General features: G+C 41.4%; 7 protein-coding genes and 1 pseudogene. All 8 read left to right on the top strand.

Features of this window, described 5'->3' with window-relative positions; genetic code table 11:
• Positions 1-634 (top strand): tetratricopeptide repeat protein (locus tag V7K36_RS22170; RefSeq protein WP_335119306.1); only part of this gene is annotated, 634 nt, incomplete at its 5' end.
• Between the two features lie 144 nt (positions 635-778).
• Positions 779-997: pseudogene (locus V7K36_RS22165) on the top strand (zinc finger domain-containing protein); the annotation flags it as partial.
• Between the two features lie 331 nt (positions 998-1,328).
• Positions 1,329-1,700, top strand: a complete 372-nt coding sequence (locus tag V7K36_RS22160) for a DUF1822 family protein (RefSeq protein WP_335119330.1) — start codon at positions 1,329-1,331, stop codon at positions 1,698-1,700.
• Between the two features lie 20 nt (positions 1,701-1,720).
• The gene (locus tag V7K36_RS22155) at positions 1,721-4,078 is read left to right on the top strand and encodes a CHASE2 domain-containing protein (RefSeq protein ID WP_335119305.1); all 2,358 of its coding nucleotides are present in this window, start codon (positions 1,721-1,723) and stop codon (positions 4,076-4,078) included.
• Between the two features lie 161 nt (positions 4,079-4,239).
• The gene (locus V7K36_RS22150; protein WP_335119303.1) at positions 4,240-4,887 is read left to right on the top strand and encodes a DUF928 domain-containing protein; all 648 of its coding nucleotides are present in this window, start codon (positions 4,240-4,242) and stop codon (positions 4,885-4,887) included.
• A gap of 41 nt (positions 4,888-4,928) precedes the next feature.
• The gene (locus V7K36_RS22145; RefSeq protein ID WP_335119301.1) at positions 4,929-8,618 is read left to right on the top strand and encodes a two-partner secretion domain-containing protein; all 3,690 of its coding nucleotides are present in this window, start codon (positions 4,929-4,931) and stop codon (positions 8,616-8,618) included.
• Positions 8,608-10,395 (top strand): ShlB/FhaC/HecB family hemolysin secretion/activation protein, encoded by a 1,788-nt coding sequence (locus tag V7K36_RS22140; RefSeq protein ID WP_335119299.1) that lies wholly within the window; start codon positions 8,608-8,610, stop codon positions 10,393-10,395. The genes V7K36_RS22145 and V7K36_RS22140 overlap by 11 nt, the downstream gene beginning before the upstream one ends.
• 271 nt (positions 10,396-10,666) lie before the next feature.
• Positions 10,667-13,285, top strand: a complete 2,619-nt coding sequence (locus V7K36_RS22135) for a CHAT domain-containing protein (protein WP_335119297.1) — start codon at positions 10,667-10,669, stop codon at positions 13,283-13,285.
• Position 13,286 lies beyond the last annotated feature (1 nt).

The following is a 13,286-nucleotide window of genomic DNA, read 5'->3' as shown; positions in this document are numbered from 1 at the left end:
TGCCGAACCTCTGTTGATTGAAGCCCTGGCAATGACAAAGCGCCTGTTTGCTGGGGAGCATCCTAATGTAGCTACTAGCTTGAACAATTTAGCTTCCCTCTACAATAGCCAAGGACGGTACAGCGATGCCGAACCTCTGTTCATTGAAGCTCTGGCAATAAGAAAGCGCCTGTTTGCTGGGGAGCATCCTAATGTAGCTACTAGCTTAAACAATTTAGCTTCCCTCTACAATAGCCAAGGACGGTACAGCGATGCCGAACCTCTGTACATTGAAGCCCTGGCAATGAAAAAGCGCCTGTTTGCTGGGGAGCATCCTAATGTAGCTACTAGCTTGAACAATTTAGGTTTGCTCTACCATAGCCAAGGACGGTACAGCGATGCCGAACCTCTGTACATTGAAGCCCTGGCAATGACAAAGCGCCTGTTTGCTGGAGAGCATCCCAATGTAGCTTCTAGCTTGAACAATTTAGCTTCCCTCTACAATAGCCAAGGACGGTACAGCGATGCCGAACCTCTGTACATTGAAGCCCTGGCAATGTGCCAACGGGTGTTAGGCGTTAATCATCCCACTACAGCGAAAGTTCGAGAAAATCTAGCAATCCTGCAACGCCAGTCTAATCCCCCCGCTATTTAGAAAGGTCGATTAAGTCACTTTATGCAAATATTAAAGGCGATATTAATTTTACCCTTTTCCCTGCTGTGGCGATTTATTAAAAAATTAATTCGTAATTAAAATATTGGTTTTGTGCAATTGAGAGTGTAGAAAACAATTAGTTGAGTGCAATTATTAGATTCTCCTGATGCACTACAAAAATTAAAATATACAGCACAAACAGAAGACTGGGTAATTGGTGTAGTGAATGCTGACGGGGAAAAGTGCGTTGGCAAAGCCTACACGAAGTGCGATCGCTGTTGGAACTATTCTACTCGTATGGGAGAATCAGCAGAACATCCGTTAATTTGCGATCGATGCGTTGCAGCCTTAGAGGGTGTTTGAAAAGTCTGACAGGTTGTAAAAAAGCTCTCTCAGTATACGCTGTGAATAGATAGTAAACAGCACCGAGAGAACAACATGAGTAAAGCATACTCGCCTCTTTCTCATCGATCACTTCGCCAAATAGGTGTTAACATCCTCTTAGAGGCGATCGCCTCTAAGAGGATGTTAGAAAAGTATTTTGTAAGTATAATTAGCTACTGCATAAACGAAGTCAGCCTACGCGGGCTAATGAAAAATTAAGGATTTTAACCCACGTTCGCGTAGCGTTCCGCAAGGAAAGGTGGGTTTTGTCTGTGTAGCCGCGACTTCTAGTCGCCAAGGCAAGTAATAAATTAGACTTTTCAAACAACCTCTAAGAAGTGTTTCATCTTTCAGGAAAGCTAGTGTGGCACGAGCCAAAATAATAGATTTGGTACTACAACTAGGAAATCAAACAGTAGTATTATTAATAGCGATCGCACCTTTTGTTGAAAAGAAAGTAGAAATACTAGTACAGCTACATCCAATGAGTGAAAAGACTTACTTGCCATCTAACCTGAGACTGATTTTACAAGTAGAATCAGGAGAAATTATTCAAGAAGTTGTATCGCGAAGTAATCATAACTTTATTCAATTAAAACGATTTCGAGGCAATTCTGGAGAAGGCTTTAATATTCAAGTGTCTGATGGTAATTTGACAATCAAGGAGACTTTTGTTATCTAAAACTTTTTTGTCAGAGTGTAATGAGTAAATTAGTTATCTTGAATTTGGGTACAGGCGATCTCCATAAAGGCTTTCCTGATGTTACAGTTCAACTTGGGTTGACAAATGACCCACGGGCGATGGAATTTCGCGGGAGTTTACCAGCAGCGCCAGAAATTTCTCAACTTTATCGAAATTGGCAAACACTATACTCGGCTCTCTATCAGTATTATGGTTGGTCTGTACGTCTCGAAATCGAAGATACTGATATAACAAATTTTTCGGAAGTTGAATTTAACAATTTATGTCAGCAATTATCATCTAGAATTAATATTTGGCTTCATTCAGACCAGTTTCGCAAAATCGACCAAAAATTACGCACACAATTAAATCCAAATGAAGAAATTTGCTTTATAATTGCAACTTATGATAACTTACTCCGACGACTTCCTTGGCATTTATGGAATTTTTTTGAAGATTATCCGAATGCTGAAGTCGCACTTAGTCCCTTAGAACCACAAAGACTAAATAAAATATATACTAAGGAAAAAAAAGTCAAAATTTTAGCGATTTTTGGTAATCATAAAGGAATTGATATTAGTAAGGATAAATATTTATTAGAGAGTTTATCAAACCAAGCTAAAATAAGTTTTTTGGTAGAGCCACAACTAAAAGAGTTAAGTAACGAACTTTGGGGGAAAGGTTGGGATATTCTATTTTTTGCTGGACATAGTTCTAGTCAAGAAAGAGGAGTTCTGCAAATTAATCAAACTACGACAATTACTCTGGATAAATTAAAACATGGACTAAAGAAAGCAATTAAGAGCGGATTGCACTTGGCAATTTTCAATTCCTGTGATGGCTTAGGTTTAGCAGAAGCGTTAGAGGATTTACACATTCCCCAAGTTATTGTCATGCGCGAACCAGTCCCAGACGTAGTAGCGCAGGAATTTTTAAAACATTTTCTAACAGAATTTTCTAGCGGACAATCACTATACTCTGCACTGCATGAAGCGCGAAAAAGGCTGGAAGGAATAGAAGATGAATATCCTTGTGCAACTTGGTTGCCAGTAATTTGCCAAAATCCCTTGTCAGCACCAATGACTTGGCACTTGCACCGAAAAATGATTACGACCAAGAGTATTTTAGTAATATTGCTGACAAGCTTGTTGGCAACAAGTTTAATCATGGGGGTGCGGTATTGGGGTTATCTGCAAACATCGGAACTACAGGCTTTTGACCATTTTATGCAGTTGCGATCGCAACTTGTGACTGAACAACCTGATCAGCGAATTTTAATTATTACTATTGATGAAGCAGATATTCAGTACCAAATCAATAAAGGAATGCAAATGCGATGGTCATTATCTGACCAAGCTCTTGCTCAACTTTTAGATAAATTAAATAAGTACCAACCCCGAAGTATTGGTTTAGATATTTATCGTGATGGTGTTGTAGATCCAAAATTAGCTACTCGTTTTAAGGAGGATAATCGTCTATTTTTTGTGTGCAAAGTTGCTACTACTGATGATGATGGCGATAGTGATGGTATTCCGCCACCGGATGGAGTTTCAAGCAAACGTTTGAGCTTTAGTGATTTTGTTGCAGATGATCAAGATATTGCTCGTCGCCAGCTTTTAGATTTGACTCCTCTCCCAACATCTCTATGTCCCACAGAATACGCTTTTAATCTACAGCTAGCACTTGATTATTTAGATAAAGAAGGCAAAAGATCATTTGGTACAAAAGAAGGTGATTTGCAGATTGGTAACGTTGTGTTTCAGCAATTAAAAAAACATACTAGCGGTTATCAAAAAGTGGATACATCCGGTTATCAAATATTGTTGAATTATCGTTCTCTCCCCTCTGTTGAAAAAATTGCCCAGCAAGTTAGTTTGAAAGATGTATTAAATGAAAAAATCTCATTAGAATCAGTTCAATCACTTAAAGACCGCATTGTTCTGATTGGTCTTTCTGCCCCCACCAATACAAATGATTATTGGAAAACACCTTTTAGTTCTAATGCGAAACTGGAACAAAAGCAGATACCGGGGGTATTCGTACAGGCGCAGATGCTAAGTCAAATCCTCAGCGCAGTTTTAGACCGCAGACCTTTATTGTGGTGGTGGTCTGGATGGATGGAGTTCCTTTGGATATGGGGATGGTCATTAGTAGGAGGTATTACAGCATGGTATTATTCAAAACCGCTCCACCTGGGATTGGCGGTGGTAGTAATACTTTTAACACTGTTTGGGTTATGTTTTGGCGTTTTTACACTGGCTGGATGGGTGCCACTTATCCCCTCAATATTAGCGTTGTTAGCTACCCAAGTAGTGGTAGTTTTATGGTTTAGACATTATCGTGTTGCCAAGAGAAAACAATTGAATTCTCAATTATGATAAAAAAAAAGTCATTAGACCAACAAATTAAATGTGCTTGCGTAGTTACTTTGCTCATTATTAGTACAACAAGTTACTTGCAATCAGTGCAGGCACAGCTGACTAATTCGATTCAAAACACTGTTAAAAATTCGCACTTCCAATCCTTTCAACAACCAAAATTGCCCAGAAACGGCGCACCTACAGGTCGGCGCAGAGCAGGGGCTGGGCGTAGTCCTGAGTGTCCTAGCTCTCTGACACGTCTTACTGCTTTAGTCCCTGGGGATGAAGGGAAATCATTTTTAGCATCAACAGTTGCAGAAAATCCAACTTTTTGGTTTTATGTTCCCCAACTACCTGAAACCATGCATTCTGGAGAATTCGTGTTACAAGTGCTCTCTGGTAAAGATGTACAGAATGTCTATCGAACACCTCTTACTCTGTCTGGAAAACCAGGGATCATCAGCATTACTCCACCAGCACAACCGCAATATTATTTAAAAGCAGATAAAAAATATCACTGGTACTTTCATGTTTATTGTGGTGATCCGGAAAAAACGTCTGACAATTTTTATGTAGATGGGTTTGTGCAAAGGCAAGTGCTGACTCAGGCTCTTTATAATCAATTAAAAACAGCAAAACCAAAAGAGTACATTGCCTATAGTGCTAATAATATTTGGTACGATGCCCTAACTAATTTAGGTCAACTGCGCCGCACCAATCCGCAGAATGCAACTATTAATAAAGATTGGGTTGACTTATTAAATGCAGTTGGCTTGCAAGATATTGCTAAAGAGCCAATTGTACAGGATTACAACTTGGAAAAATAAGACTAGTCACAGGATGCAGTTACTAATTTATTGAGGGTGCTATGTCAGGGAGAACTCAAGATTGGCGGTGTTGGTGCAGTAGTTTTGTAATGGTAAGTGTGTTAATTGCTTCCTTGCAAGAGCAAGCTTTTGCTCAAATTACCCCGGATACAAGCTTGCCTAATAACTCTAGCGTTGCAAGGGATGGAAACATCTTCAATATTACTGGAGGAACGAAAGCAGGAAGTAATTTGTTTCACAGCTTTGGGGAGTTTTCTGTTCCTCTTAATGGCGCTGCTTTGTTTAATAATGCTGCGGATATTCAAAATATCATTAGTCGGGTAACGGGTGGGTCAGTTTCTAATATTTATGGGATAATCCGCACTAACAATGCCAACCTGTTTCTAATTAATCCTAATGGAATTGTATTTGGTGCAAATGCCAGATTAAATATTGGTGGTTCTTTTGTGGCGAGTACAGCCAATGCACTGCAATTTGAAAATATCGGATTTTTTAGCGCTACTGATAAAAATATCCCTTCACCGTTGTTGACTATTAATCCTTCAGCATTGCTGTTTAATCAGATTAATCAAAACGCAGGGATTAAAAATTACTCAGTTGCACCCGCCCGAACAAATCCAGCAGGCTTTGATGCATTAGGTTTACGAGTACCAGATGGGAAAAGTTTGCTGCTAGTGGGTGGTAATGTCAGCATGGATAAAGGACGATTAAATGCTTATGGTGGACGGGTTGAGTTAGGAGGGTTGGCGGAACCTGGTAGTGTAGCGCTGGGTGTAGATGGTGATAATCTCAGTTTGAAATTTCCTGAGAATGTAACGCGAGCAGATATATATTTTACTAATAGCGCTGGTGTTTTTGTAGAAGCTGCTGGTGGCGGTAATATTGCAGTCAATGCCAAGAATCTAGAGATATTAGGAGGAAGTATTTTAAGTGCTGGTATTGGACAAGGTTTGGGGACATCTGAAACTGTTGCAGGAGATATTGCACTTAATGCTACCGGAGAAATCAAAGTTGCTGGCACTGGGAGTAATGTTGCCAATCTTGTGCGTTTGGGGTCACAAGGTAATGGGGGTAACATTACTATTGATTCTGGTTCATTCTCATTACGCGATGACGCTGAACTTACTGTCTCAACATTTGGACAAGGGAATGCGGGGAATGTGACAGTACGGGCACGAGATGCTGTTTTTCTTGCAGATGCTGGCATCTTCAGCGCGGTGTCATCAGGGGGTGTAGGTAAAGGTGGCAATATCGACATCAATGCTGCAACACTATCACTAATTGATGGCGCTCAACTGATAACTGCTACTCGTGAAGCACATGAACCCCAGCCACCAGGACGGGGGGATGCGGGGAATGTCAATATTAATGTGACTGGGAAAGTTGATATTGCTGGGGAGAAAAACAGTTTATTTAGTGTGATTAGCAGCAATATGGAAATGGAGACAGTTGGCAATGGCGGTAACATTAGTATCAATTCTGGTTCTTTTTCCTTACGAGATGGCGCTGGACTTACTGTCTCAACTTCTGGACAAGGGAATGCGGGGAATGTGTCAGTGCGGGCACGAGATGCTGTTTCTCTTTCAAATAATGCTGCCATCCTCAGCATTGTGGATACTGGGGGTGTAGGTAAAGGTGGCAATATTGACATCAATACTGTAACACTATCATTAATTGATGGCGCTAGCCTACAAACCTCAACTTATGGAAAAGGGAATGCGGGGAATGTGTCAGTGCAGGCACAAAATGCTGTTTCTCTTGCAGATAATGCTGGCATCTTCAGCACAGTGTCACCAGAGGGTGTAGGTAAAGGTGGCAATATCGACATCAATGCTGCAACACTATCACTTATTGATGGCGCTAGCCTACAAACCTCAACTTATGGAAAAGGGAATGCGGGGAATGTGGCAGTACGGGCACGAGATGCTGTTTCTCTTGCAGATGATGCTGGCATCTTCAGCATCGTGTCACCAGAGGGTGTAGGTAAAGGTGGCAATATCGACATCAATGCTGCAATACTATCACTTACTGATGGCGCTATGCTAGAAGCCTCAACTACTGGACAAGGAAATGCGGGGAATGTGACAGTGCAGGTACGAGATGCTGTTTCTCTTGCATATGCTGTCATCTTCAGCACAGTAGAATCAAGCGGTGTAGGTAAGGGTGGCAATATCGACATCAATGCTGCAACACTATCACTTACTGATGGCGCTCAATTGCTAACTTATACAGATGATGTATCTGATCGCCAGCTAGTAGGACGGGGGGATGCGGGGAATGTCAATCTGAATGTTACTGGCGCTGTCGATATTACTGGGCAGAAAAACAATTTATTCAGTGGGATTGGCAGCTTTGTGGAAACTGGGACTGAAGGCAATGGGGGTAACATTACTATCGATTCTGGTTCTTTCTCATTACGCGATGGCGCTCAACTTACTGCCTCAACTTCGGGACTTGGGAATGCGGGAAATGTGACAGTGATTGCACGAGATGCTGTTTCTCTTGCAGATAATGCTGCCATCCTCAGCACGGTGGAATCTGGGGGTGTAGGTAAAGGTGGCAATATCGACATCAATGCTGCAAGGCTGTCACTTACTGATGGCGGTCAATTGCTAACCATTACTCGTGGTGTATCTGATACCCAGGCAGCAGGACAGGGGGATGCAGGGAATGTGAATGTGAATGTGACTGGCGCTGTTGATATTGCTGGGGAGAAAAATAGTTTAAGTGGGATTGGCAGCTTTGTAGAACTGGGAACACAAGGCAATGGGGGTAAAATTACTATTGATTCTGGTTCTTTCTCATTACGCGAGCGCGCTCAACTTGAAGCCTCAACTTCTGGACAAGGGAATGCAGGCACAATTCAAGTGAATACTGCTGATTTTTTCGCCATTTCTGGTAGCAGTTCAGACTTGAACACTGGGTTGTTCGTGAACTCCCAAAGTCCGACGGGTACTGCTGGAGATATTATCGTCACCTCACCTAAAGTTACTTTAGACAACAGTGGCAGACTCAACGCTGAATCTGCATCGGGTAACGGTGGCAATATCAACTTACAAACTGATTTACTGCTTCTGCGTCGTGGCGCTGGAATTTCTACCACCGCAGGCACAGCACAAGCTGGGGGTAATGGTGGCAATATCACCATCACCGCCCCCAATGGCTTCATCCTCGCTGTCCCAAGTGAAAATAGTGACATCACTGCCAATGCTTTTACAGGCAGTGGTGGGAGAGTGGATATCAAAGCGTTTGGCATTTATGGTATTGAGTTCCGAGACAAAGAAAACCCACAAACAAGCGATATCACTGCTAGTTCAAAATTTGGTATACAGGGGACTGTAGAACTAAACACCCCAGATATTGACCCCAACAGTGGCTTAGTTGAATTGCCAACAATACCAGTTGACACCAAGTTAGCCCAAGGCTGCTACAGTCCAGGTTCCGCCCAAAACCGATTTGTAATCACTGGACGCGGCGGTTTACCACCCAATCCCAAAGACATTCTCACTCCTGATACGCCACAAATAGATTGGGTGTCTCTTAAACCCAGCAGCAACAACCGTTCCCTACCACCTGTTACCAGTGAACCAACTACCTCTACTCCCAAACGCATCGTTGAAGCAACAGGTGCGACGCTAAACGCCAAAGGACAAATCGTCCTCAGTGCTAATTCATCCACCGCTACTCTTAATACTTCCAGACAGAACCCAATTCAATGTCATGGTAGCTAAAGTTACTCATATTTTTGCAGCATCCTGCTTGCTGATGTTGTTCAACAGCCTGACAATTACACCCAGCAGGGCGCAGACAGGAAATCGTGTACAACTACCCCAAAACAATTTTCCCTCACTTCCACAACTCCCGCCGCCGCAGGATGTCCAACCACCTTCACCCAGAACACCACCAACACCACCCTCTCCACCACCACAACTTCCGCCTCCATCTGAACTACTTCAACCTGATCAACCACTACTCACACCAGATGAGCCACTTCCGACAACGCTACAAATCTTCACTGTTAAACAGTTTGAAGTCATTGGCAGTACAGTATTCAGCTCAGAAAAATTAAATCAGGTACTTGCTGAATTTATCAACAAGCCTATAACATTTGCACAATTAATAGAAGCTCGTTCCAAAATTACTCAACTTTATATTAATGCAGGATACGTTACTTCTGGAGCTTATATTCCGGAACAAACTCTCACTAGCGGTGTTGTCCGAATCCAGGTAATTGAAGGTGAATTAGAAGATATCCAGATAACTGGTACTAGGCGACTTAACCCAAATTATATCTGTAGCCGTATAGCTTTAGGCGCATCCACTCCTTTGAATCAAAAACGCCTGCTAGAGTCCCTGCAATTATTGCAACTAAATCCTTTAATTCAAAACTTGTCTGCGGAACTGTCTGCTGGCTCACGTAAAGGTGCTAATTTGCTGGCTATCAAGGTAACAGAGGCAGATTCGTTTAATATACAACCAGTGCTGGACAATGGCGGCTCCCCCAGTGTTGGTAGCTTCCGACGCCAACTGCAAATAAACGAAGCCAACTTACTCGGATTTGGAGATAGTATATCATTAGCGTACAGCAATACTGACGGCAGTAACACCATAGATGCCAGCTACAGCTTACCCCTCAATCCCCGCAATGGCACTCTCACCTTCAGCTATGGTAATACATCAGCCGATGTCATTGAACGCCCCTTTAATAAATTAGATATTGAATCAGCTTCCCAATATTACGAACTCACATTCCGCCAGCCTCTAGTGCAAACTCCTAACCAAGAGTTCGCTCTTGGGATAACCGCTTCTCGCAGAGAAACTGATATTTCCTCCTCTTTACTAGAAGAGAATCAGGTTCCCCTTTCTCTACTTTCACCAGGGGCTGACGAAGAAGGACGCACCAGAGTATCTGCATTGCGATTTTTTCAACAATGGACAAGTCGCAATAGCCAAGAAGTAATTGCCGCTCGTTCTGAATTTAGTTTGGGAATTGGTGCATTTAATGCAACAATCAATGAGACCGCACCTGATAGCCGCTTTTTTGCTTGGCGAGGACAGGCGCAGTGGGTACGCTTATTAGCTCCTGATACTTTATTGTTAATTCGTGGCGATATGCAACTGGCTTCTAGAACGCTTTTAACTTCAGAACAATTTGGTTTAGGTGGTATAAATAGTGTCCGGGGGTATCGTCAAGATTTACTATTAGCAGATAATGGTGCTTTTGCTTCTGTTGAATTGCGGCAACCAATTGCACGTGTATCACAGTGGAATGGACTTCTGCAAGTTACTCCATTTGTTGATGTTGGCACTGCTTGGAATAATTCCTCAAGTAGAAATGAAAATAATACTAACACCCTAGCTTCTGTTGGTTTGGGTTTGCATTGGTCACAGGGTAATAACTTTACTGCTGGTGTTGAGTGGGGTATTCCTTTAGTTTCTGTTGATACTCAACGCAAGACATGGCAAGAAAACGGGTTGTATTTTTTTGTACAATATAATCCATTCTAATTTCACACAAAATCGCAGCAAAAAGTCGAGCCAGTGCGTTAGAGTTGCCTTGCGTCGGAATCTTCTGGCATCGGAGCACCTGCTTCTAGCGATCTGTTAGCAACGCAAAAGTGTCACTTGACAAGAGAGAGTTATAGAGAGTTTTCTCAGGTTTTTATTCTAACTAATTATCAGGCATAAATCTTATTATGAAAAAAGTAAAGTTTAAAATTATATGAAATTTTTCAAGCATTTTTTTTTAGCATTATTGACGACATCACTATGTATATATTTGTCGGATTTCTTTGATTCATCTAATTATTTAACGGTAGCGTTTGCCAAATCTAAAATCAGATCGTTTCCTGTTTTAGTAACAATATCTGCTGTCAACTCCAGCCAGCCTTCTAGCCTAGTGCAGCAAAGTCAAGCACTTTATGAAGAGGGACAGTTTGTGGAAGAGGTACAACTTCTAAAAAAAGCAGCAGGTGAATTTAAAGCTACTAATGATATATTGAATGAAGCTATAACTTTAAGCAATCTTTCTTTAGCCTACCAGCAATTAGGACAATGGCTTGAAGCAACTGAAGCGATCGCACAAAGTATTAAACTATTACAAACTCTAAAAGATTCAGGTTCTTCACAAGAGCAATCCCAAATTTTTGCTCAAACTTTAGATGTTCGAGGTGGACTGGAATTAGCACAGGGGCAAACTGAAGCCGCCTTGGGTACTTGGCAAGAAGCGGCTAAAATTTATCAACACCTAGATGATATATCTGCACTGATTCGCAATCACATTAATCAAGCCCAAGCAATGCAAGCTTTGGGAAATTATCTGCAAGCAGATCAAACCTTAATCTCAGTACGAGAAATTCTCAAAAAACAATCAGATTCTTCTCTGAAAGCCATAGGATTGTATAGCTTAGGGAATGTTAGGCGAAGTTTGGGTTATTTAAAGGATTCGCAAGAAATTCTAGAAAAAAGTTATTCTGTGGCTAGACAAGCAGGAGATGCGATCGCTCAAAGTAATGCTTTACTTAGTTTAGGTAATACCGCCCGCGCTCAAACATCCGCTCAACTTAGTTTGGGTAACTCAAACAACGCCAAGGATTACACAAAAACAGCAATTCAATACTATCAACAAGCGGTGCAGATTGCATCTGCAACATCTATTGTGCGGCTCCAAGCTCAATTGAATCTATTAAGACTATTGGTAGAGCAAGAGCAAGAAGAATTTAATACAGCAAAGGCATTATTACCGCAAATTCAGTCTCAGATAGACAATCTGCCTCCAAGTCGAACAGCTGTTAACTACCGGATTAACTTTGCCCAAAGTCTGAGCAAAATGATACAGAACTCAGTTCAGCTAAAAGATGTTGCTAAAATACTAGCGCAAGCTGTTCAAGTAGCTAAGAGTTTAAAAGATGAACGAACCGAGTCTTATGCCCTTGGTACTCTTGGCGGTCTATACGAACAAAGCGGACAGCTAGCTGATGCTAATAGCCTTACACAGCAAGCCTTGGTGAAAGCCGAATCTCTTGATGCTCAAGACATTGCTTATCAATGGCATTGGCAGATGGGACGGATACTACAAAAGCAATTCAATATCCCAGCAGCAATAGCTGCTTATAATCAAGCTTATAACGCTCTCAAATCTCTACGTAATGATTTAGTTGCGATTAATCCTGATGTGCAATTTTCTTTCCGCGAGAGCATAGAACCCGTATATCGACAGTACGTTGATTTACTGTTGCAACTTCCGGAAAATACTTTTCAAAAGCCAGATAATCTCATTCAAGCTCGTCAGGTAATCGAATCTCTCCAGTTAGCAGAACTAGATAACTTCTTTCGTTCACCTTGTTTGCTACCAAGAATTGACCTTGATAAATTAGTTGAAAAGGAAAAATCTACAGCTGTTGTCTATCCAATTATTTTAGATAATCGACTAGAAATTATTACTAGGTTGCCAGGGCAAGATACAATGTACCGTAAAACAACTAAAGTTTCTAAAGATGTATTAGAAAATACTGTAGAAGAACTACAGAAAGATTTACCTGTTGCTAGTCGTGAGCCTGATGTTAAGCAGCGCTCACAACAGTTATATGACTGGTTAATTACACCTATTGAATCAGATTTGACAAAGAAAGGTATAACATCTTTAGTGTTTGTACTAGATGGTTCTTTACGGAATATCCCAATGGCGATTCTTTACGACAAACAACAGCAAAAATATCTGATAGAAAAGTATGCTATTTCTTTGACACCTGGTTTGCAACTTGTTGATCCCAAACCTTTACGAAATGTGCATTTAAACGTTTTAGTTGTCGGAGTTGAGCAAAAACGCTTGATTGAAGGTAAATCCTTTCCCGAACTCTTAAATGTGACGCAGGAATTAAAACAAGTCCAATCTGAAGTTCAATCAAGTAAAAAACTCTTAAATCAAGAGTTCACCAAAACTAATCTGCAAAAGCAAATTCAATCTACTCCCTTTTCAGTAGTACACATAGCTACTCACGGGCAATTTAGTTCAGACGTTGAACAAACCTATATTATTACCTGGGATGCTCTACTGAAGGTTAGAGAGTTAGATAATTTACTACGAGCTAGGGGTGAAAGCCGACCAGAAACAATTGAATTACTCGTCCTTAGTGCCTGTAAAACCGCCACCGGAGACAAACGAGCGGCTTTAGGATTAGCTGGTGTGGCAGTACAGGCAGGCGCACGCAGTACTATAGCAACTTTGTGGACTGTAGATGATGAATCTACTAGCGACTTTATGGGTGAATTATACCGACAGTTGGAGGCTGGAGTAACTAAAGCCCAAGCACTACAACGCGCCCAACTTGCAATTTTAGCTAAAGAAAATCGTCCTTATTTTTGGGCACCTTATGTTCTTGTAGGTAATTGGTTGTAAT

This window comes from Nostoc sp. (genome assembly GCF_036919555.1).
Classification (GTDB): Bacteria; Cyanobacteriota; Cyanobacteriia; order Cyanobacteriales; family Nostocaceae; genus Nostoc.
Note: the sequence above shows the minus strand (reverse complement) of the source record. Positions and strands in the feature narration are given on the sequence as shown.